Raw genomic sequence first — 21,870 nt, forward strand, 5'->3', positions numbered from 1 at the left:
AAGGGCCGCATCGCCTGAATTGTGATTATGGGAATCCCCTTCAGACTTGCATAGCCCAGAGCTGTGGGAGCCTCGCTGTCCCTGGAAAAGATGGCTAAATAAATCATCCAAGACAGTTGCTCCCACATTGGGTTTTGTGGTGTTCTTAATAATAAGGATCAGGTCATGCGCGCATTGGCTGCATTGAGTCGCTTTGTCGGCAATACCTTCGCTTTCTGGGTACTGATTTTCGCGGTGGTGGCGTTTCTGCAGCCAGCTTGGTTCATCGGTCTAAAAATCGCCATCGTGCCGCTGCTGGGCCTGGTGATGTTCGGCATGGGCCTGGCACTCAAGCTGGAAGACTTCGCCGAAGTGGCCCGTCATCCAGGACGCGTCGCCTTGGGGGTGGTTGCCCAATTCGTGATCATGCCCGGTACGGCGTGGCTGCTTTGCCAAGTGTTCAGTCTGCCGCCGGAGATCGCCGTCGGCGTGATCCTGGTGGGCTGCTGCCCGAGCGGCACATCGTCCAATGTCATGACCTGGCTGGCTCGCGGTGACCTGGCCCTGGCCGTGGCGATTTCCGCCCTCACGACCCTGCTTGCCCCTCTGCTGACCCCGGCGCTGATCTGGCTGCTGGCCTCGGCCTGGTTGCCGGTGTCGTTCTCGGCGCTGTTCTGGTCGATCCTGCAAATCGTCCTGTTGCCGATCGCACTGGGCATCATTGCCCAACGCCTGCTGGGTGCCCGGGTTCGTCATGCGGTAGAAGTGCTGCCACTGATATCGGTAGTGAGCATCGTGATCATCGTCGCGGCGGTGGTTGCAGCCAGTCAGGCGAAAATCGCCGAATCCGGCCTGCTGATCATGGCCATCGTGATGCTGCACAACAGCTTCGGTTATCTGCTGGGGTACTTCACCGGGCGTTTGTTCGGCTTGCCGTTGGCCCAGCGCAAAACCCTGTCATTGGAAGTCGGCATGCAGAACTCCGGCCTGGGTGCAGCGCTGGCGAGTGCACACTTTTCGCCACTGGCGGCGGTACCCAGCGCGCTGTTCAGCGTCTGGCACAACATTTCCGGCGCCCTGCTCTCGACGTACTTCCGGCGCATGAGCGAAAAACAGGACCGTGAGCTATTGGCCCGCCAAGCGGTGGACTGAAGGCGAATCTTGACCGAATCGTCAGCATTGGGCATTCTTGCGCCCAATGCGGGGACGACCCCGCAACGCCATAGCAACCGTTATCCGGGGACGACCCCATCCATCGATGAGGTGTGTGATGTCCTGGATCATTCTGTTTTTTGCCGGCCTGTTCGAAGTCGGCTGGGCTGTCGGCCTGAAATACACCGACGGCTTCAGCCGCCCTCTCCCCACTGCACTGACAATCGCCGCCATGGCGATCAGCCTTGGCCTGCTCGGCCTTGCAATGAAGGAACTGCCGCTGGGTACAGCCTATGCGATCTGGACCGGGGTCGGTGCCGTGGGCACGGTGATCGCCGGGATCATTTTGTTTGGTGAGTCGATGGCGCTGGTTCGTCTGGCCAGCGTGGCGTTGATCGTTGCAGGGTTGATCGGGCTCAAGGTCAGCGCTTAAGCCCTCCTGCAGGAGCAAGACCTTCTAGGAGCCGTGGAACTTGTAGGAGTAAAACCTGTGGGGAGCAGGGTCTGTGGGAGCAAGGCTTGCCCGCGATAGCGATCGCAAGGACGCCATCGCGAGAAAGCTTTGCTCCCACAGGTTTTAATCCCACAGGTCTTCTCCTTCAGTTTTTCGTTCTAGCGGACGGTCCCACGCAACTCCCCCACCAACGCCTGCAACTTCGCCGGCTCAGCCACTTCCACCGCGACCGCCGACCCCGCCACCAGCGTCACCCGCGACCAGAATCGACGAAACAGCCCTTTGGCCGGGTCGCGACTGAAAAAACTGCCCCACAACCCCTGCAACGCCAGGGGAATCACCGGCACCGGGGTCTCCTGGAGGATGCGTGTCAGTCCGCTCTTGAACTCATTGATCTCACCGTCACCGGTCAGCTTTCCTTCAGGGAAGATGCAGACCAACTCACCGTCCTTCAGGTATTGGGCGATTCGCTTGAAGGCTTTTTCGTAGATGTGAATGTCTTCCTGGCGCCCGGCAATCGGGATCGTCCCAGCGGTACGGAAGATGAAATTCAACACCGGCAGGTTGTAGATCTTGTAGTACATCACGAAGCGAATCGGCCGACGCACCGCGCCGCCAATCAGCAAGGCATCGACGAAGGAGACGTGGTTGCAGACCAACAGCGCAGCCCCTTCATCCGGGATCGCCTCCAAATTGCGGTGCTCCACGCGGTACATGGAATGGCTCAGCAGCCAGATCATGAAACGCATGCTGAACTCGGGAACGATCTTGAAGATGTAGGCGTTGACGCCAATGTTGAGCAACGACACCACCAGGAACAGTTGCGGGATCGACAGTTTGGCCAGGCTCAGCAGCACGATGGAGACGATGGCCGAGACCACCATGAACAACGCGTTGAGAATGTTGTTGGCAGCAATCACCCGCGCCCGCTCGTTCTCCACCGTGCGCGACTGGATCAACGCGTACAGCGGCACGATATAGAAACCGCCAAAGACACCCAGGCCCAGGATGTCGATCAGCACCAGCCAGGCGTGACCGAAACCGAGCACTTCAAGCCAACCGTGCCCCTCGACGCTGTCGGGGATTCCACCGGAATGCCACCACAACAGCAGGCCGAACACCGTCAGCCCGAACGAGCCGAACGGCACCAGGCCGATCTCGACTTTGCGCCCGGAAAGCTTTTCGCAGAGCATCGAACCCAAGGCGATCCCCACCGAGAACACCGTCAGGATCAAGGTCACCACGGTTTCGTCACCGTGCATCCACTCCTTGGCATAGGCCGGGATCTGCGTCAGGTAGATCGCCCCGACGAACCAGAACCAGGAGTTGCCGACAATCGAACGGGACACCGCCGGGGTTTGCCCCAACCCCAGTTTCAGGGTGGCCCAGGATTGGCTGAAGATGTTCCAGTTCAGGCGCATCTGCGGCGAGGCCGCCGCTGCGCGCGGAATGCTGCGGCTGGCCAGGTAACCGAGCACGGCAACACCGATGATCGCAGTGGACACCACGGGTGCGTAATGCGCCGAGGACATCATGATCCCGGCGCCGATGGTGCCGGCCAGGATCGCCAGGAAGGTACCCATCTCCACCAGGCCGTTGCCGCCGACCAACTCTTCCTCACGCAAGGCCTGGGGCAGGATCGAGTACTTCACCGGGCCGAACAACGCCGAATGCGTGCCCATGGCGAACAGCGCCACCAGCATCAGCGATAAGTGATCGAACAGAAACCCTACTGCGCCGACCGCCATGATGGCGATTTCGCCGAGCTTGATCAGACGAATCAGCGCGTCCTTGGCGAATTTTTCGCCGAACTGCCCTGCCAGAGCCGAGAACAGAAAAAACGGCAGGATAAACAGCAGCGCGCAGAGGTTGACCCAGATCGAGCGGTCGCCCTCGATGGTCAATTTGTAGAGGATGGCGAGGATCAGCGACTGCTTGAAAATGTTGTCGTTGAACGCGCCCAAGGACTGCGTGATGAAGAACGGCAGGAAACGCCGCGTGCGAAGCAAGGTGAACTGCGAAGGGTGACTCATCTTCCATGTTCCTGAGTGACGTGGACGCTTATTGGAATGACGCTTTTTGATCCAGGCCACACATTACCTGTCTTTAGCGATTATTTCGCCAGCCCTGCAATACAGGGCGACACAAACAACTCACCGTGCCAGGCACCGAGGACCGTACGCCGCCCGACGATCAGCCACATCACCACCAGCATCGCCACCAGCACAGCCCCGAACACGCTGAAAAAAACCAGGCCCAGCAGGTCCGCAAGCTTCAGCGTGGTCAACGCGTACACGCCCAGGGGAAAGGTAAAGCCCCACCAGCCGAGGTTGAAGGGAATGCCTGCGCGCAGGTAGCGCGCGGTGATCAGAAGCGCCATCAACATCCACCACAACCCCAGCCCCCACAGCGTGATACCGGCCACCAGACCCAACCCGACGGCGATTTCACCCACGCCGGACAGGCCATTGGCGGCAAAAATCAGCGGGGCATCGTTGCCCAATAGCAACATGCCCAGGGCGCCGGTGCCGATCGGGCCGAGGGCCAGCCAGCTCGAGGCGGCCATGTTCTCGTGAGGCAGTTTGTGCAGCGCCATGCGCAACAGCAAAATCGTCAGGATGCTGAACGCCACCGGCAGGGAAAAGGCCCAGAGCACGTAGCTGGTCACCAGCATGACCAGTTGCCCATGAGCGTCGGCCAGATGCGGCGCCAACAGCCCGCCACTGGCCGCCGCGACTTCGGCGGCCACCACCGGCAAGAGCCACACGGCGGTCATCTGGTCGATGCGGTGTTCCTGGCGGGTGAACATCAAGAATGGGATCAGCACACCACAGGCCAACGACATGGCCACGTCGATCCACCATAACGCCTCAGCCACCGCCACCACACCGCTCCCCCAGCGCGGCAGCCCAAATGCCAAAAAGCCGTTGATGATGGTCGCCAGCCCCATGGGAATGGTGCCGAAAAACATCGAGACCGTTGAATGACCGAAAATCCGTCGTGCTTCGTCGAAGAACAGTACCCAACGGGCCGTGTACATGAGGGCGAATACCACGAACAACAGCGTGTTGAACAACCACAAGCCTTCACCCAAAAGGCGCAGGCCCGGCACATTCCCAGGCCATTGCGCCAAGGCCAGCGCCAACACTCCGGTGCCCATGACCACGGCAAACCAGTTAGGCGTGAATTGGCGAATGGCCTCCTGCGGCCTGGGCAAATGGCTCAATGGACGCAAGCGGTTTTTTGCAGCGCAGCATGTCATGGCGAACTCCTGTCCTCGGATAAGGTGGAGCCATGCTAGAGCCGAATCGAATATCTATATAACGGGTAATCTCTCTATATGTTATCGGTTTAGCAGATAACCATCAGACGCTGCCTTCGGTCTCGATCACCAGGATTCTCGCTTCGCCCAAGGGCCTGGCCACATGTTCGGTGCCCACCGAGGCGTAGAAAATGTCCCCGGCCTCCAGCAAGGTTTCCTTTTCGACACCCTCTTCCCGATAGCACATCCGCACTTGCCCATCGAGCACCACGAAGACTTCCTCGCCGTCATTGACGTGCCATTTGTACGGCTGATCGGTCCAGTGCAGGCGCGTGGTGATGCCATTCATGTTGGCGATATCCAGCGCCGCCCAGGCGCGGTCCCCGGTGAAGGACTTGCTGCGAATGATTTTCAAGGGATCGTCCGGAAAAAAGACTGAGGCGCCAAGACTAACCTACTGCCAGCGACGCCTGCACCCTTGGTTTCAAGGCCGCGCGCCATCGCTGACCGGTCTCATGGATTGACGTAACCCCAACAACGCAACGACACACAGCACAATCAACACCGCGCCATAGCCATCGGTGGTCGGGATCAATCCGAACACCCGCGTCAGGTTCCCCGCCAGCAGCGACGGCAGGCTGAAGGCCAGGTAACTGAGGACATAGAACGCCGACATCAAACCGGCCCGTTCGTGGGGCAACGCCAGCGGCATGATGCTGCGCAGCGCCCCCAGGAATCCGGCGCCAAAACCGCTGCCGGTGACCAGCGTGCCAATGAAGAACAATGGCAAGCTGGCGCCATGCACCGCCGCCAGCACCAATACAAGACCGACCACCAGCAAGCTCGCGGAGAGGCGCAACATCTTGTCGGCCTCCTGGTTGCGCAGCAGGTAGATGGATAACGCGCCGCTGAGGGTCAACACCGCCACCAGCGCGCCACCGATCAGGTTGGAGGTCGATCCGGTTGCCGCTCGCACCAGGGACGGTGCCAGTGACAAGTAGAAACCGCCCACGGCCCAGGCCGCCAGGTCCAGTGGCAGGACCCGCCACAAGGCTTGCCGCGCCTGGGGCGGCACATGCAGGGTTGGCCGCAGGGACTGCCAGGCACCGGGTTGCGGGCTGACGCTTTCCGCCAGGCGCCAGAGGTAAACGGCCTGGGCCAGGAACAAGCCCAACAGAAGCCAGTACGTCAGTTGCAAGGGCAACGGCGCGAATTCAGCCAGCAGGCCACAGCCCAGCGCCCCGCATGCCATGCCCAACAGCGGCGCGACACTGGTGATCAGCGGGCCCTGGCGACGGTCGAAATCCAGCAAGGCAGCCCCCAGCACACTGGTGGCCATGCCGGTGGCAAATCCCTGGATCAAGCGGGCACTGATCAACCAGGCAACGCTGTCGGCGCTGATAAACAGCAGCATCGCCAGCATGTTGAGCAACAGCGCCACGAAGATCACCGGTTTGCGACCCAGGTAATCCGACAGAGAACCCACGGTCAGCAAGGCCGCCAGCAGACTGAAGGCGTACACACCGAAAATCAGCGTCAGGACGGCCGGGGAAAATTGCAATTGTTCCTGGTAGAGGTGATACAACGGCGTCGGCGCGCTGGACGCGGCGAGAAAACCGAGCAAGGTGAGCGCCAGGAATATCAGGCTGGCGCGGGTCGAAGCTGGACGGGACATGGGCACGCTCCACAGGAGTATTCGCAAAAGCTAATTTTTTGCTTTTGTGGAGTGTGCTACCAGCATGCGCTTAAAGCAAATTCTTTGTGTTAAGGTCTGACGCATGGCGATTAAAGAAGGTTTACGCCCCGGCGGTCGAAGCGCCCGGGTCCAAGAGTCGATTCATTCGGCGGTCCGCGACCTGCTGCAAGAGCAGGACCGCGCGACCCTGACCGTGCCGCAAATCGCTGCGCGCGCCGGGGTGACGCCGTCCACCATCTACCGACGCTGGGGTGATCTGCCGGCGCTGCTGGCCGATGTCGCCATCGCCCGCTTGCGCCCCGACAGCGAACCCGCCAACACCGGCAGCCTGCGCGGCGACCTGCTCGCCTGGGCCGAACAGTATCTGGACGAAATGAGTTCCGAGCCCGGTCGCAACATGATGCGCGACATCCAGGCCTGCGCCACCCCGGGGTATTGCGTGGGGATCATCAGCCGTCAGTTGCAGATCATCCTGGACCGCTATCCCGATGAGCCCAATCCAGGCGTCGAACGGCTGATCAATGTGGTGGTGGCGCCGACGGTGTTTCGTATCCTCTTTGCTACCGCGCCGTTAGCGGTTGAGGAGTTGTATCGGCTGGTGGATATTGCGTTGGCTCAGTAAGGCCGCCATCGCGAGCAAGCTCGCTCCCACATTTGATCTGCTGTGAATACAAAATTTATGCTCGCCCAAGACTCGGTGTGCGAGCTTGCTCGCGATGAGGCCAGCAAAAACCCTGCATAACCCAAGAATTCCCCCTACCTGCGACACCCCACCGCGCCTCGACCTTGGTCGACACTGACGAACCCGAGCGGGCATGCGAGACTGTCCTGCCGGGCTCAAGTCCTGGTGTCTTTGTCCGGGAGTTTCCATGTCGCTGTCCAGCGGGCTGATTGCCGTTGTCGCCCTGGCCTATATGGCCATCATGTTCGCCATCGCCTTCTACGGCGACCGACGCAGCACGCCGCTGCCGCCACGGGTGCGGGCTTGGGTCTACAGCCTGTCGCTGGCGGTGTACTGCACCAGTTGGACGTTCTTTGGCGCCGTCGGCCAGGCCGCCGAACAGCTCTGGGCATTCCTGCCGATCTATCTCGGGCCGATCCTGCTGCTGGTGCTGGCGCCGTGGGTCCTGCAGAAAATGGTGATGATCAGCAAACAGGAGAACATCACCTCCATCGCCGACTTCATCGCCGCCCGCTATGGCAAGTCCCAATCCCTGGCGGTAGTGGTCGCGCTGATCTGCCTGGTCGGCGTGCTGCCGTACATCGCCTTGCAGCTCAAGGGCATCGTGCTCGGGGTGAACCTGTTGATCGGTGCCGGCGCCGATGCCATGGGCACCCGCGCCCAGGATACCGCGCTGATTGTCTCGCTGATCCTGGCTCTGTTCACCATCGTATTCGGTACCCGCAACCTGGACGCCACCGAACACCACCGTGGCATGGTGTTGGCGATTGCCTTCGAATCCCTGGTCAAGCTGTTCGCCTTCCTGGCGGTCGGAGCGTTCGTGACGTACGGCCTGTACGACGGCTTCGACGACCTGTTCAGCCAGGCCATGCTCGCCCCACGGCTGGAACAGTACTGGAAAGAAACCATCAACTGGCCATCCATGGTGGTACAGACCGGGGTGGCGATGATGGCGATCATCTGCTTGCCACGACAGTTCCACGTGACCGTGGTGGAGAACATCGAACCCCAGGACCTGCGCCTGGCCAAGTGGGTATTCCCCGCCTACCTGGCCCTGGCCGCACTGTTCGTGGTGCCCATCGCCCTCGCCGGGCAAATGATGCTGCCCAGCTCCGTATTGCCGGACTCCTTCGTCATCAGCCTGCCGCTGGCCCAGGCCCATCCGGCCCTGGCATTGCTGGCGTTCATTGGTGGCGCCTCGGCGGCTACCGGCATGGTGATCGTGGCCAGCGTGGCGCTGTCCACCATGGTCTCCAACGACATGCTGTTGCCGTGGCTGCTGCGCCGCAACAACGCCGAGCGGCCCTTCGAAGTGTTCCGCCAGTGGATGCTGTCGGTGCGTCGGGTGAGCATCGTCGTGATCCTGTTGCTGGCCTACGTCAGCTACCGCCTGCTGGGTTCGACGGCGAGCCTGGCGACCATCGGCCAGATCGCCTTCGCCGCCGTGACCCAACTGGCCCCGGCCATGCTCGGCGCGCTGTACTGGAAACAGGCCAACCGCCGCGGTGTGTTCGCTGGCCTCGCCATGGGGATTTTCCTGTGGTTCTACACCCTGGTGTTGCCGATCGCCGCTCACAGCCTGGGCTGGTCGCTCAGTAGCTTCCCGGGCCTGGCCTGGCTGCACGGCAATCCATTGAACCTGCCGATTACTCCCCTGACCCAAGGGGTGGTCCTGTCCCTGGCCGGTAACTTCACGTTGTTCGCCTGGGTGTCCGTGCTGTCGCGCACACGCGTCTCGGAACACTGGCAGGCCGGACGCTTCATCGGCCAGGAAATCAGCGCCCGCCCCAACCCCCGCTCAATGCTGGCGGTGCACATCGAAGACCTGTTGCAACTGGCCGCCCGTTTCGTCGGCGAGGAGCGGGCACGGCAGAGTTTCATTCGCTTTGCCTACCGCCAGGGCAAAGGCTTCAACCCGACCCAGAACGCCGACAGCGAATGGATCGCCCACACCGAACGCCTGCTGGCCGGTGTACTCGGGGCCTCTTCGACCAGGGCTGTGGTTAAGGCCGCCATTGAAGGTCGGGAGATGCAGCTCGAAGACGTCGTGCGGATCGCAGACGAAGCCTCGGAAGTTTTGCAGTTCAACCGCGCGCTGTTGCAAGGCGCCATCGAGAACATCAGCCAGGGCATCAGCGTGGTCGACCAGTCCCTCAGGCTGGTGGCCTGGAATCGTCGCTATCTGGAGCTGTTCAAGTATCCGGACGGCTTGATCAGTGTTGGCCGGCCCATTGCCGATATCATCCGCTACAACGCCGAGCGTGGTCTCTGCGGCCCAGGCGAAGCCGAAGTTCACGTCGCCCGACGCCTGCACTGGATGCGCCAGGGTCGTGCCCATACCTCTGAACGACTGTTCCCCAACGGCCGGGTGATCGAGCTGATCGGCAACCCGATGCCCGGTGGCGGTTTCGTCATGAGTTTCACTGACATCACCGCGTTCCGTGAGGCCGCGCAAGCGCTGACCGAAGCCAACGAGGGGCTGGAGCAACGGGTGGCCGAACGCACCCGGGAATTATCGCAACTGAACCTGGCCCTGACCGAAGCCAAGAGCACCGCCGAAGCGGCCTATCAATCCAAGACCCGATTCCTGGCTGCGGTCAGCCACGACCTGATGCAACCGCTCAACGCCGCGCGGCTATTCTCTGCCGCGCTGTCCCACCAGCACGAGGGTTTGCCGAGCGAGGCCCGGCAATTGGTGCAGCATCTGGACAGTTCGCTGCGTTCCGCTGAAGACCTGATCACCGACCTGCTGGACATCTCCCGCCTGGAAAACGGCAAGATCAATCCCGACCGCAAGCCGTTCGTCCTCAACGAATTGTTCGACACCTTGGGCGCCGAGTTCACGGCGCTGGCCCAGGAACAAGGCCTGAAATTCCGAATGCGAGGCTCGCGACTGCGGGTCGACAGCGACATCAAGTTGTTGCGGCGGGTTCTGCAGAACTTCCTCACCAACGCCTTCCGCTATGCCAAGGGCCCGGTGCTGTTGGGGGTACGCCGGCGCAACGGCGAGTTGTGCCTGGAGGTCTGGGATCGCGGGCCGGGAATTGCCGAGGATAAGCTGCAGGTCATTTTCGAAGAGTTCAAACGCCTGGACAGCCACCAGACCCGCGCCGAAAAAGGCCTGGGCCTGGGCCTGGCCATCGCCGACGGGCTATGCCGCGTGCTGGGCCATACCTTGCGCGTGCGCTCCTGGCCGGGGCGTGGCAGCGTGTTCAGCGTCAGCGTGCCCTTGGCCCATACACAGGTCGTCGCACCGAGCCCCACGGCCGAACCCAACGGTCATTTGCCAAGCGGCGCCCAGGTGCTGTGCGTCGATAACGAAGACAGCATCCTGATCGGCATGAACAGCCTGCTGACACGCTGGGGTTGCCAGGTGTGGACGGCGCGCAACCGGGAAGAATGCGAGCGTTGGCTGGCCCAGGGCGGCCGACCGCAACTGGCGCTGGTGGATTTTCATCTGGACGACGGCGAGACCGGTACCGAGCTGATGGCCTGGTTGCGCACGCGCATGGGCGAACCGATTCCCGGTGTGGTGATCAGCGCCGACGGCCGACCTGAGATGATAGCCCAGGTGCATGCCGCAGGCCTGGATTACCTGGCCAAGCCGGTGAAGCCGGCGGCGTTGCGGGCGTTGTTGAGTCGGCATTTGCCGTTGTAATGGGCAGAGGGACACGCTGTTCCCCTGTGGCGATGGAAAATCTTGTGGGGAGCAAGGCTTGCCCGCGAAGGCGGTCTCAAGGATGCCATCGCGAGCAAGCTTTGCTCCCACAAGATGACCTTGCCACAAGCTTCTGCTTCAGCCTTGGGTTTGTGTTTCAGCCCTGGGTTTTCTCGCTGGCCTCTTCCGGCAACTCAGGCAGCCCATCCGCATCGGTCATCGCCCGTTCGAGCAATTCGCTGGGCAAGCTCTTGCTGGCCCGGGCGCCGAGCAGCTTGAGCTGTTCGCTGCGACTGATCAGGTTGCCGCGCCCTTCCGTCAGCTTGTTGCGCGCCGCGCTGTAGGCTTTGTCCAACTGCTGCAAGCGACTGCCGATCTCATCCAGGTCCTGGATGAACAAGACGAACTTGTCATACAGCCACCCGGCCCGCTCGGCGATTTCCCGGGCGTTCTGGCTCTGGCGTTCCTGCTTCCACAAGCTGTCGATCACCCGAAGGGTCGCCAGCAACGTGGTCGGGCTGACGATCACGATGTTGCGGTCGAAGGCTTCCTGGAACAGGTTCGGCTCGGCTTGCAAGGCGGCGGAAAACGCCGCTTCGATCGGCACGAACAACAACACGAAATCCAGGCTGTGCAAACCGTCCAGGCGTTTGTAGTCCTTGCCGGCCAAGCCTTTGACGTGGGCTCGCAACGACACCACATGTTGCTTGAGGGCCAGTTGGCCAATGGCGTCATCTTCGGCGGCCACGTACTGCTGATAGGCCGTGAGGCTGACCTTGGAGTCGACCACTACTTGTTTGTCGCCAGGCAGATAAATCAACACGTCCGGCTGGAAACGCTCGCCGTCCGGGCCCTTGAGGCTGACCTGGGTCTGATACTCGCGGCCCTTCTCCAGGCCAGCATGTTCGAGCACCCGCTCCAGAATCAACTCGCCCCAGTTGCCTTGGGTCTTCTGGCCCTTGAGTGCCCGAGTGAGGTTGGTGGCCTCGTCGCTCAAGCGCAGGTTCAGCTGTTGCAAGCGCTCCAGCTCCTTGCCCAGGGAGAAACGTTCCCGGGCCTCGGCCTGATAACTTTCTTCGACGCGTTTTTCGAAGGACTGGATGCGCTCCTTCAGCGGATCGAGCAACTGGCCCAGGCGCTGTTGGCTGGTTTCGGCGAAACGCTGCTCACGCTCATCAAAGATTTTTCCGGCGAGCTCGGCGAATTGTGCCCGCAACTCGTCGCGCGAACCTTGCAGATCATCCAGGCGTTGCTGATGGCTTTCCTGCTGCTCGCGCAGTTCGGCATGCAACGACGCCGCCTGGGCATCGAGCCGCCGCAATTCTGCTTCCTTGTTGGCGCGCTCGAGGTTCCAGGCGTGGGCCGCATCCCGGGCGTTGTCCCGCTCGATTTGCAACAACTCGACTTCACGACAGGCTGCGGCAAGCTCGGCTTGCTTGGCGGCGTTGGCCTGGCTCAGGTCGCTGATCTCATCGCGGCAGGCATCGAGCTGGGCATTGAGGCCGTCGTGGGCCATGTGCGCGGTGGCCAGGCGTTCTTCCAGCAGGGCCTGTTCGGTCTGCGCAGCGCCGGCCTGGCGTTGCAGGTGCCAGGCCAGTGCCAGCAATGGCACCGCAGCGCCCGCCAGGCCAAACAACAGGCTGGTCAAATCCATAGCCATGACAATTCCTGCCGATCAAATAAAGCCCGAAGGTTAACCAAGCGGCCGGGGGTTGCCCAGCTCGGTCTTCGTTTTCAGCCTTCGATTTCACCGAGGGCCCGGCGGGCTCGATCATCGCCGGCCCGCGCGGCCTGGCGCAGCAGGTCCTGGCCGATGCGGCGATCCCGGGCGTTGCCGCATTCACGGCACATCAATTGTCCGAGGCGACTTTGCGCGGCCACCACGCCTTCGCGGGCCGGTTGCTTGAGTAAACGGCCGGCCAAGTGCTTGACGCTGGGGCTATCTCCCAGTCGCGGGCTGTCGAGTAGCCACTCGGCCACCCGCATCGAAATACGCTTGGGTGGGGCAACACCATGGGGTGTGGAGGTAACAGGATTTGATACGGAGCGAAACTTCATAAAACACTGTGGGCTAGATCGGAAGGCGCGCCACTCTACTCCTTTTTTCGTACGGGTAAAGCCGAAAAAAACCAGCACGCCCGTGCTAGAGCAAGCGCTTGGGACAATCCACAGAAGCTGTGGATAACTCAGTGGACAACCCACCCTGAACTCGCGCAAAGCCCTGTGGAACGGGGCCTGCGCTCAAACTGACGATTTTTTCACCAGTAAAAAAAAGCGATGTTTTTCATTGACTTAAATTTTGGATACAGGCACCCACCCCGGATTGTTTCGACATGACAGTACAGTGACAAGTGGTGCAGCGAGTGTGCACAAGTAACAGCCGAATGGGTTATAACGCTGCGCTTTTTTGGCGCATCTGGCGGTAAAACCTGGGGATAAACCTCGGGCCTTGCGCGCGGCGTGGGTGGCATGGACACACCCGAGTACAGTTGGGTCCTGTGCTACGCGTCCGATCCCGACATCGACGCATGGCCCTGCTTGAATATTTTTTAACCAACGCCCTTCCCTTCACGAGTTCGATCCGTTAGTATCCGCAGCGTTAGTACCAAGCTGAAAGTCAATTCCGGGTCGAACACATCTCCACGGTCAGCCATCCTTCAAAGGACACCTCACCGAAAAAAGGAGACCGGCCCCCTCGATGGTTTCCAGGTAAACCTTGCGTCAACACAGCCTTTGATCGAATGCAAAGGGTGTTGCCAGGCTCATTACTCTGACCGAACCAACCTGCAAAATTGATCAGGATCTTCACCCCGGGCCCAGAACCTTTGCCCTTGATGTGTTGCCTGCCCTCCTAAGTACCTACCTGCCAGCCCAAGCGCGCACTTTATATAGCGCTCAAACTGGCTGCTTTGTTCCAGTCGGGTTCTTCGTTCGACCAATGGTGGTCGACGTTACTGGAACGTTTTAACGTTGCACGGTTCTTAACCGTGTCATTTGTAGGAACACCCATAACATGTCTACTCAAATCCACGCACAGGATGCTATCCGCACCCTCACCAACGCTTTTGCCCCGATGAACTGCCTGATCATGGCCGCTCGCAAAGGCTGCTTCAGCTTCACCCTGGTCAACGAACACGGCATCGCCCGTCACAGCGAACGCCTGTACCCCGATCAGTACTCCAGCGCCGAACCGCTGCAGGCCGTGATCGAGCGTACCCGCCAGGCACTGGTTGCCTGAGACGCCAGAAAGGCTGAAACTCCAAAGGCCCCGCCCAAAAAGCGGGGTTTTTTATTGCCTGGAATTTCTCGATCAAGCGAAACGGCGTAAGTACCAAGGGATATAACAGTTATAACCGTTCGTTGAAGATGTTTTAAAAACAGTCCTTTACAACGTAAATATGACACTACACTTCAAGTCAAGCGGCATGATCCGCTTCCGGCGGGGCCTGGACCGATCCACCGCTGCCAAGCCCACACTCTTCAGGCTCCGCCCATTTCACACTTCGAGGGTTTTATGGGTATCGCTGCCAGCGAACTGTGTCGATATGTGATCCGCCCGACGCTCCTCTACCTTGAGCGTCACAGCGCAACTGCGGAATCCTTGTTGCTGGGTATTGCCGCCAGCCAGTCCGCCCTGGGTTCAGCCCTGCATGATCGCCGCGGGCATGGCCTGTATCGCATTACCGAGCCCCGACACCAGGCACTCTGGGACCATTACCTGGCGCTGGACCCGGAACGAGCCAGCCTGGTACGCGGCCTGGCCAGCCAGCACGCCTTTCTCAGCGGCCCGCACCTGGAATTGACCGTCAACCTGCGCTATGCCACCGCCATTGCCTGGCTGCTGGTGGAGGAACAGAACACTCCGCTTCCTGAAGCCGATGACCTGCTTGGCATGGCCCGCATCTGGCGACAAACCTTTCACCCCCAAGGGCGCCTGCGAGATTTCACCTGCGCATGGCGAAGCTGTGTTTCACCCATGAATCAGGTCGCTTGCTGATGTGGAAATTTGGAAACTTCCTGCAACGGTCGCGAATCTGGTCGGATTGTCCTACAAAACCCCTCTAAATCAAGCGATACGGGCTATAGCGCTTGCACGAAAATGTTGGTAATTTTCGCCCCGGTGATCATCAGGAGTTCTAACAATGAAAAAAATCATGCTCAAAACCACCCTTGGCCTTGCCGTGACCTTGGCATCCACCCAACTTTTCGCCAGTGGCTTTGCCTTGAACGAACAAAGCATCAGTGGCATGGGCACTGGTTTCGCAGGTCGTTCTTCCGCTGCCGATGACGCCAGCACCGTGTTTGGCAACCCTGCCGGCATGTCGCGCCTCAAGCGCCAGCAAGTCACCGGTGGCTTCGCCGCCATTGATGCCTCCACCGATATCGACGATGCCAGCGGCACCAAGTCCGGCACTAACAAGGGCGACATGGTCCCGCTGACCGGCGTTCCGATGGGTTATTACGTCAAGCCTATCGATGATCAATGGGCATTCGGCCTGGGTGTCTACGCACCGTTTGGCTTGATCACCGATTATGAAAACGGCTTCCAGGGCGGCAACTTCGGTAGCAAGAGCGAAGTGAAGGTCGTCACGTTCCAGCCAACCGTCAGCTATGCCTTCAACGACAAGGTATCGATCGGTTTCGGCCCGACCATCAACCGTATTTCCGGCTCTCTGGAGTCGACGCTGAACACTCCGTTTTCAGCTAATGACGGCGACGTGAAGATCAAGGGCGACGACATTGGCTACGGCTACAACATTGGCGTGCTGGTCCAGGCGACCGACACCACTCGTGTCGGCCTGACCTACCACTCCAAGGTCAAGTACAAGCTTGAAGGCCACACTGAAGTGAGCCCTGGCGCCGGTACTCCTGCGGTACTTTTGAATAACGGGCGCTACGATGCCTCGCTGGACATCACCACACCTGAATCGGTGGACTTTTCGGTCACCCAAAAGCTCAATGATGCCTGGACCGTTTATGCGGGCAGCACCTGGACACGCTGGAGTCGCCTGAAAGAAATCACCGTGAATAACGAAGGGGTGACAACATCGGGTGGTGTGTTCGCTCCGGCCTTCCTCGGTACCATCACCGAAGAGCAAAACTGGCACGACACCTGGGCCTACGCCATCGGTACTTCCTACCAGTTGAACAAACAGTGGGTACTGCGTACCGGTCTGTCCTTCGACCAGGCACCGACCAACAACGCCGACCGCTCGCCACGCATCCCTACTGGCGACCGGACCATCTTCAGCCTCGGTGCCGGCTGGAGCCCGACCGACGACCTGACCATCGACGTGGCTTATTCCTACCTCAAGGAAGAAAAAGTCAACGTCAGCGGCAGCAACGCCCTCGGCCAGTCCTACAACGCCAAATATGAAAACAGCGCCAACGGTTTCGGTGTCGGTGCAACCTACCGCTTCTGATGTTTCACGGCGAACCTGAACCCCTCGCCACCTGAAGCGAAAAAAAGCCCCGCACTCTGCAAAGAGGCGGGGCTTTTTCGTGGCTGGCGATCAGGGTCTGGAAGCAATGGCCGCTTCCACCGCCTTGATGAAATCGGGATCGTCAGGCTTGATCCGGCTGGAAAAACTGCCTACGACATTGCCCTGGCGGTCCACCACATACTTGTAGAAATTCCATTTCGGCGCGCTGGATTGTTCAGCCAGGTGCCTGAACAACGGTATCGCATCCGCACCGCGCACCGGTTGAGGTTCGGTCATGGTGAAGGTCACGCCGTAATTGACGTAGCAGACCTTGGCGGTTTCAGCACCGTCCTTGGACTCCTGCTTGAAGTCATTGGACGGCACACCCAGCACTTGCAACCCTTGCTCCTTGTAGCGCTGGTTGAGCGCTTCGAGGCCTTTGAATTGCGGGGCGAACCCACAGAAGCTGGCAGTGTTGACCACCACCAGCGGCTTGCCGGCGAAGCGCTGGCACAAATCAATGGTTTCCTTGGCCCGCAGCTTGGGCAACGAACCTTCCAGCAACGGTGGGCAACCGGCGGCCCAGACTTGCCCGGTCACAGCCAGCAACAGGGCGGGAACAGCAAACCAACGCATCAACATGTCTATCTTCCTTAAAAGCACGTCAGACCACGACGTTACTCGCAGCGTCCGATGCCGTCCATTGTTCAGCAGTTGCCCATGCCCAGCTGCATCAAGGCCAACCCGCCCTGATGCCAACCCCACCAGGCGAACGCCAGCAGCAGGCCGGCACCGGCAGCGATCAACCACGGGCCGACACGACTCATGCTGCGCCGGCCTGGACTTGCAGGCGCGCCACCGGACGTTCACGTACTGGCCAGTTCAACGCCGCCGCCAACAGGCTGAGCAGGATCGACACCTGCCAGATCAAGTCATAGCTGCCGGTACGGTCGTACACCACCCCGCCCAACCAACCACCGAGGAACGAGCCCAACTGGTGGAACAGGAACACGATCCCACCCAACATAGAGAGATTTCGTACACCAAACAGGGTCGCCACCGTGCCGTTGGTCAACGGCACCGTCGACAGCCACAGAAAGCCCATCGCCATGCCGAACAGATACGCAGTGGTGGCGGTCACGGGCAGCCACAGGAACAAACCGATCACCACCGCCCGCACCAGGTACAACCCAGTCAGCAGGCGTGGCTTGGACATGCGCCCCCCCAGCCAGCCGGCGGTATAGGTGCCGAAGATATTGAACAACCCGACCAGGGCAAGCACGGTGGTGCCGACGCTGGCTGGCAGGTGTTGGTCCACCAGGTACGCCGGCAAATGCACGCCAATGAACACCACCTGGAACCCGCAAACGAAAAAGCCAATCGCCAGCAGCCAGAACCCGGAATGACTGCATGCCTCACGCAAGGCTTCGACCAGAGTTTGCTCATGGCCAGCGACCGGCAACGGCGCGTCCTTGAGCATGCTCACCAGCGGCACGATCAACGCCACCAGCAGCCCCAGCGCCAACAACGCCGCCGACCAACCGAGCCAACCGATCAGCCCCAGCGTACCGGGCAGCATGGCGAACTGGCCGAAGGAACCGGCGGCACTGGCGATACCCATGCCCATGCTGCGTTTTTCCGGCGGCACGGCCCTTCCGACCACACCCAGAATCACCGAAAACGACGTGCCCGACAGACCGATACCAATCAAAAGGCCCGCGCTCAACGACAAGGACCATGGCGAATCGGCCATGCCCATGAACACCAGGCCCACTGCGTACAGCACACCGCCGATCAGCACCACTTTCGCCGCACCGAAGCGGTCGGCCAGCGCGCCGGTGAACGGCTGCGCCAGGCCCCAGATCAGATTCTGCAAAGCAATGGCGAAGGCGAATACCTCACGGCCCCAGCCGAACTCGGCACTCATGGGCGCCAGGAACAGGCCGAAGCCATGCCGTACGCCCAGGGACAACGCCAGGATCAGCGCGCTGCCCATCAGGACCCAACCACAGGTACGCCACATCGATGTCATTCTTGTTCTCCGGTCGCGGGTATATACCCACTTATTATCGAACGAACCGGCTTCACGCCAGTTCATCCAGCAAGGCCAGCAAGGTCGCACGCTTTTCGGCGCCCAGCTTATCGATCAGTTTCTGCTGCGCCGCTTCCCAGGCAGGCAACGCCGCCGCCAGCCGGGCCTGCCCCGTTTCAGTGAGCACGACGATGCGGTTACGCAGGTCGTCACCCTCGGCCAGCGCCACCAGCCCTTCGCCTTCCAGCACCCGCAGGTTACGACCCAGGGTGCTGCGGTCCAGGCCCATGGCCTCGGCCAGGGAAGAAATACTCGGCTGGTCCAGGCGCGCCAGGTTGCTCAGCAAAGAATACTGGGCAACGTTGATCCCGAAGCCGTCGAGGGCGCCGTCGTAATACCTGCTGACGCCACGGGCGGCACGACGCAGGTTGATGCACAGACATTGGGAAGGAAGCATGATGCGTGTATATACCCGCGACTGAATGAATGCAAATTTAAATGAACGCTGTCCTGCCAGCAAGATCCGGATTCAACTCAACGCCAACGCTACCAGAACGGCCATCTCCAGCAGTTCCAGCAAGGCGCCCGCCGTATCCCCGGTGCATCCTTGCAGCCTGCGCAGCATCATCCGTCGCAACCCGATGAACACCAGCGCGGCAACCACCAGCGTCCACAGCCCGGTCCAGCCCAACAGCAGCAGGCTCCCCAACGCACAGGCCGCCAACACCTGCCAGCCCGAGCGTCGCGGCAGGTGATCGGCGAGCGCCTGGCCTAACCCACCGGCACGCACGTAAGGGGTGGTCAGGAACAGGCCGAGCAACGCGGCACGCCCCAGCACCGGCACGATGACCAAGGCCAACGTTTGTCCCTGCTCGATCAACGCCAGCAGCGCGGTGAATTTGAGCAGCAACACCAGCACCAGGGTGATCACTGCGATCGGCCCACTGCGCGGGTCTTTCATGATCAGCAGCGTGCGCTCGCGATCGCCAAAACCACCGAGCCAGGCATCGGCGCTGTCGGCCAGGCCATCGAGGTGCAGGCCGCCGCTGAGCAACACCCACGCGCTCAGCAACAGCGCAGCGTGCAGCAGCAACGGTGTACCCATCAGCAGTGCATTGAGCAGCCACAGCAAGGCGCCGAACAACAGCCCCACTACCGGATAGAACAACAACGAACGGCCCAGCTGTTCGGGCTCGGGCATGCCGGGCAGGCGCACCGGCAGGCTGCTGAGAAATTGCAAGGCGATCCAGAAGGGCAGCATCGTCAATCCGCCTCTTTGAGCACGGGCCCTGCCGACACAGCCAGGGAAAACAGCGCGCCATGGCCGACTTCGACATTGAGCAATTGCTCCCGAGGCAGACCCCGGGCCTGGGCCAGCAGCAGGCGCATCACGCCACCATGGCTGACCAGCAAGACCCGCTGACCGGCATAGGCCGAGTGCAGGTGTTCGACCGCCGCCAGCACGCGGCTGGAAAACGCCAGCATCGGCTCGCCTTCGGGGGGTGTGAAGGCATAGGGATCGGCCCAGAACTGGCCCAGTGCCTCGGCGTCGGTGTCCATCAGCGCTGCTGCGCTACGGCCTTCCCAGGCGCCGAAATGCAGCTCTTGCAGATCTTTGTCCAGCTGCACCGGCACGCCGAGTCGGGCACCAAGTTGCTCGGCGAAACGGGCGCAACGTTGCAACGGTGAACTCACCAGGCAATCCCAGGGCCCGCCTTGCTCGACTGCCGTGTGCATCTGCTCCCAGCCCCTGGCCGTCAAGGCATCGTCGAGGCTGCCGCGCAAGCCACCGCCCAGCTCGGTTTCGCCGTGACGCAGCAGGTCCAGGCGCAAGGTCATGCCGGGCGATCCGCCACGGCCGCTTCGGCGAACGTCGCCATTTGCCCATGAAGGTCACAGGCCAGGCGCAACAGTGGCACCGCCAACGCCGCACCACTGCCCTCGCCCAGGCGCAGGCCGAGGTCCAGCAGCGGTTCGGCGCCGAGGGTTTCCAGCACGTGGCGATGGCCCGGCTCGGTGCCGCGATGGCCGAACAGCAACCAGGGCCGGCACGCGGGATTGAGGCGCACCGCCACCAGGGCCGCGACGCTGCAGATGAAACCATCCACCAGCACGGCGACGCCCTGCTGGGCACAGGCCAGGTACGCACCGACCAACGCGGCGATTTCAAAACCGCCGAGGTTGAACAGGGTCTGCAACGGGTCGCTGCCCTGAACAGTGTGCAGCGCCAGGGCCCGTTCGATCACCTGGGCCTTGCGGCTGACACCCGCCGCGTCCAACCCCGTGCCCGGCCCGACCAGATGCGCCACCGGGCATTCGAGCAAGGCGCAGGCCAGGGCGCTCGCGGCCGTGGTGTTGCCGATGCCCATCTCGCCGCCGATGAACAAGTGCGTCCCGGCCGCGACCGCCCGCGCCACGCTGTCGCGTCCGGCGTGCAAGGCCTGCTCGCCCTGGCTCACGGTCATTGCCGGGCCCTGGGCAAAATTCGCCGTGCCCGGCCCGACGTTCAGGTGCCGTACGCCGGGCAGGTCCAGCGAAGGCGTGACGGTGCCCAGGTCCACCACTTCCAGCGACGCGCCCAGTTGCCGCGCCAGGACGCTGATGGCCGCGCCGCCGCTGACGAAGTTGAGCAGCATCTGCCCGGTGACCTCCTGGGGATAGGCCGATACGCCCTCGGCGACCACGCCATGGTCACCGGCGAAAATCGCGATCCATAGCCGCTCCAGGCTCGGTTTGACCTGCCCTTGCAGGCCCGCCAGTTGCACCGCCACCGACTCCAGCCGCCCCAGGGAGCCCGCTGGTTTGGTCAGTTGTTGCTGACGGGCCGTAGCCTGTTCCAGGGCCTGGGTATCGACGGGCTTGCACGGGTCCAGCCACCAGCAGTGATTCATAACGCAGTACCTTTGAGAGTCAGGGGCAGGCCGGCGACGGTCAGCACGACGCGCTGACAACGTTCGGCCAAGGCTTGATGCAGCCAACCGGCTTCATCGACGTAACGGCGAGTCAGCTCGCCCAGTGGCACGACACCCATGCCGGTCTCGTTGCTGACAAAAATGATCTCCCCGGGCAGCGCGGCCAGGCAGTCCAGCAGTGCTTCGCGTTCGGCGCTCAGTTGCTCGGGGTCGTCGAGCATCAGCAGGTTGGTCAGCCACAGGGTCAGGCAATCCACCAGCAGGCATTGCCCGTGGGCGGCGTTTTCCCGCAGCACCCGCGCCAGGGCCAGGGGTTCTTCCACCAGCGCCCATTGGGTCGGGCGCCGCGCGCGGTGTTGCACGACTCGCGCGTTCATCTCGCCATCCAGGGGTTGGCTGGTGGCGATGTAGGTCACTGGCAATTGGGTGTCTGTGGCGAGTTTTTCCGCCAGGCGACTCTTGCCGGAGCGGGCGCCGCCGAGGATCAGTTGCAGCATGGGTCATTACCTTTTATTTGGCGCTGTGGCGACTGGCCTCTTCGCGAGCAAGCTCGCTCCCACAGGGGGAGTTATGGTGTGCACGAATTCTGTGGTCATCAGACATCCAATGTGGGAGCGAGC

General features: G+C 61.4%; 20 protein-coding genes. 7 read left to right on the top strand and 13 right to left on the bottom strand.

Annotated features, from left to right (window positions below):
• Window positions 1-165: 165 nt before the first annotated feature.
• Together KGA89_RS13870 and sugE are read left to right on the top strand one after the other, a co-directional pair.
• Entirely contained in the window at window positions 166-1,131 is a 966-nt protein-coding gene (locus tag KGA89_RS13870; RefSeq protein WP_223471842.1) for a bile acid:sodium symporter family protein, read from the top strand.
• A 118-nt stretch (window positions 1,132-1,249) separates the two neighbouring features.
• Window positions 1,250-1,564: a quaternary ammonium compound efflux SMR transporter SugE gene (sugE, locus tag KGA89_RS13875; protein WP_003204587.1), complete on the top strand. Its 315-nt coding sequence runs from the start codon at window positions 1,250-1,252 to the stop codon at window positions 1,562-1,564.
• Between the two features lie 179 nt (window positions 1,565-1,743).
• On the opposite strand, the gene KGA89_RS13880 is transcribed toward sugE, so the two are convergent.
• The 4 genes from KGA89_RS13880 to KGA89_RS13895 all read right to left on the bottom strand — a co-directional run bounded on the left by KGA89_RS13880 (window position 1,744) and on the right by KGA89_RS13895 (window position 6,522).
• Complete coding sequence (locus tag KGA89_RS13880) at window positions 1,744-3,618, bottom strand: MFS transporter (protein WP_003204590.1); 1,875 nt, start codon at window positions 3,616-3,618, stop codon at window positions 1,744-1,746.
• An 80-nt stretch (window positions 3,619-3,698) separates the two neighbouring features.
• Entirely contained in the window at window positions 3,699-4,847 is a 1,149-nt protein-coding gene (locus KGA89_RS13885) for a TDT family transporter (protein WP_223471843.1), read from the bottom strand.
• Between the two features lie 103 nt (window positions 4,848-4,950).
• Window positions 4,951-5,262: a cupin domain-containing protein gene (locus KGA89_RS13890; RefSeq protein ID WP_018604299.1), complete on the bottom strand. Its 312-nt coding sequence runs from the start codon at window positions 5,260-5,262 to the stop codon at window positions 4,951-4,953.
• 69 nt (window positions 5,263-5,331) lie between these two features.
• Complete coding sequence (locus KGA89_RS13895) at window positions 5,332-6,522, bottom strand: MFS transporter (RefSeq protein ID WP_223471844.1); 1,191 nt, start codon at window positions 6,520-6,522, stop codon at window positions 5,332-5,334.
• A gap of 103 nt (window positions 6,523-6,625) precedes the next feature.
• On the opposite strand from KGA89_RS13895, the gene KGA89_RS13900 reads away from it, so the two are divergent.
• Window positions 6,626-7,165: a TetR/AcrR family transcriptional regulator gene (locus KGA89_RS13900; RefSeq protein WP_223471845.1), complete on the top strand. Its 540-nt coding sequence runs from the start codon at window positions 6,626-6,628 to the stop codon at window positions 7,163-7,165.
• A 247-nt stretch (window positions 7,166-7,412) separates the two neighbouring features.
• The gene (locus KGA89_RS13905) at window positions 7,413-10,883 is read left to right on the top strand and encodes a PAS domain-containing hybrid sensor histidine kinase/response regulator (RefSeq protein ID WP_223471846.1); all 3,471 of its coding nucleotides are present in this window, start codon (window positions 7,413-7,415) and stop codon (window positions 10,881-10,883) included.
• A gap of 157 nt (window positions 10,884-11,040) precedes the next feature.
• Here the strand turns inward: KGA89_RS13905 and rmuC are convergent, their stop codons facing one another.
• Window positions 11,041-12,429, bottom strand: coding sequence for a DNA recombination protein RmuC (gene rmuC, locus KGA89_RS13910; protein WP_161796658.1), 1,389 nt, complete (start codon window positions 12,427-12,429; stop codon window positions 11,041-11,043).
• Window positions 12,430-12,617: 188 nt separating this feature from the next.
• Window positions 12,618-12,941, bottom strand: a complete 324-nt coding sequence (locus KGA89_RS13915; protein WP_223471847.1) for a sel1 repeat family protein — start codon at window positions 12,939-12,941, stop codon at window positions 12,618-12,620.
• Window positions 12,942-13,896: 955 nt separating this feature from the next.
• On the opposite strand from KGA89_RS13915, the gene KGA89_RS13920 reads away from it, so the two are divergent.
• From KGA89_RS13920 to KGA89_RS13930, 3 genes are all read left to right on the top strand, one after another.
• The gene (locus KGA89_RS13920; protein ID WP_003204606.1) at window positions 13,897-14,121 is read left to right on the top strand and encodes a hypothetical protein; all 225 of its coding nucleotides are present in this window, start codon (window positions 13,897-13,899) and stop codon (window positions 14,119-14,121) included.
• 276 nt (window positions 14,122-14,397) lie between these two features.
• Window positions 14,398-14,880 carry a hypothetical protein gene (locus tag KGA89_RS13925; protein WP_013694058.1) on the top strand — a complete coding sequence of 161 codons (483 nt, stop codon included), beginning with the start codon at window positions 14,398-14,400 and terminating at the stop codon, window positions 14,878-14,880.
• 145 nt (window positions 14,881-15,025) lie between these two features.
• The gene (locus KGA89_RS13930) at window positions 15,026-16,306 is read left to right on the top strand and encodes an OmpP1/FadL family transporter (RefSeq protein WP_003204610.1); all 1,281 of its coding nucleotides are present in this window, start codon (window positions 15,026-15,028) and stop codon (window positions 16,304-16,306) included.
• A gap of 90 nt (window positions 16,307-16,396) precedes the next feature.
• Here KGA89_RS13930 and KGA89_RS13935 read toward each other — a convergent pair whose 3' ends face one another.
• The 7 genes from KGA89_RS13935 to cobU form a co-directional block, all read right to left on the bottom strand.
• Entirely contained in the window at window positions 16,397-16,948 is a 552-nt protein-coding gene (locus KGA89_RS13935) for a glutathione peroxidase (protein ID WP_003204612.1), read from the bottom strand.
• Between the two features lie 181 nt (window positions 16,949-17,129).
• Window positions 17,130-18,338, bottom strand: coding sequence for an MFS transporter (locus KGA89_RS13940; RefSeq protein WP_223471848.1), 1,209 nt, complete (start codon window positions 18,336-18,338; stop codon window positions 17,130-17,132).
• Between the two features lie 52 nt (window positions 18,339-18,390).
• Window positions 18,391-18,795 carry a MarR family winged helix-turn-helix transcriptional regulator gene (locus KGA89_RS13945; protein ID WP_003204618.1) on the bottom strand — a complete coding sequence of 135 codons (405 nt, stop codon included), beginning with the start codon at window positions 18,793-18,795 and terminating at the stop codon, window positions 18,391-18,393.
• Between the two features lie 72 nt (window positions 18,796-18,867).
• Window positions 18,868-19,599 carry an adenosylcobinamide-GDP ribazoletransferase gene (locus KGA89_RS13950; protein ID WP_223471849.1) on the bottom strand — a complete coding sequence of 244 codons (732 nt, stop codon included), beginning with the start codon at window positions 19,597-19,599 and terminating at the stop codon, window positions 18,868-18,870.
• 2 nt (window positions 19,600-19,601) lie between these two features.
• Window positions 19,602-20,177 (bottom strand): alpha-ribazole phosphatase family protein, encoded by a 576-nt coding sequence (gene cobC, locus KGA89_RS13955; RefSeq protein ID WP_003204623.1) that lies wholly within the window; start codon window positions 20,175-20,177, stop codon window positions 19,602-19,604.
• A complete protein-coding gene (cobT, locus tag KGA89_RS13960; protein WP_223471850.1) occupies window positions 20,174-21,229 on the bottom strand; it encodes a nicotinate-nucleotide--dimethylbenzimidazole phosphoribosyltransferase in 1,056 nt (351 codons plus the stop codon). The genes cobC and cobT overlap by 4 nt, the downstream gene beginning before the upstream one ends.
• Complete coding sequence (gene cobU / locus KGA89_RS13965) at window positions 21,226-21,747, bottom strand: bifunctional adenosylcobinamide kinase/adenosylcobinamide-phosphate guanylyltransferase (protein WP_003204628.1); 522 nt, start codon at window positions 21,745-21,747, stop codon at window positions 21,226-21,228. The genes cobT and cobU overlap by 4 nt, the downstream gene beginning before the upstream one ends.
• Window positions 21,748-21,870 lie beyond the last annotated feature (123 nt).

This window comes from Pseudomonas sp. A-RE-22 (assembly GCF_019956035.1).
In the GTDB taxonomy this organism is placed as follows: Bacteria; Pseudomonadota; Gammaproteobacteria; order Pseudomonadales; family Pseudomonadaceae; genus Aquipseudomonas; species Aquipseudomonas brassicacearum.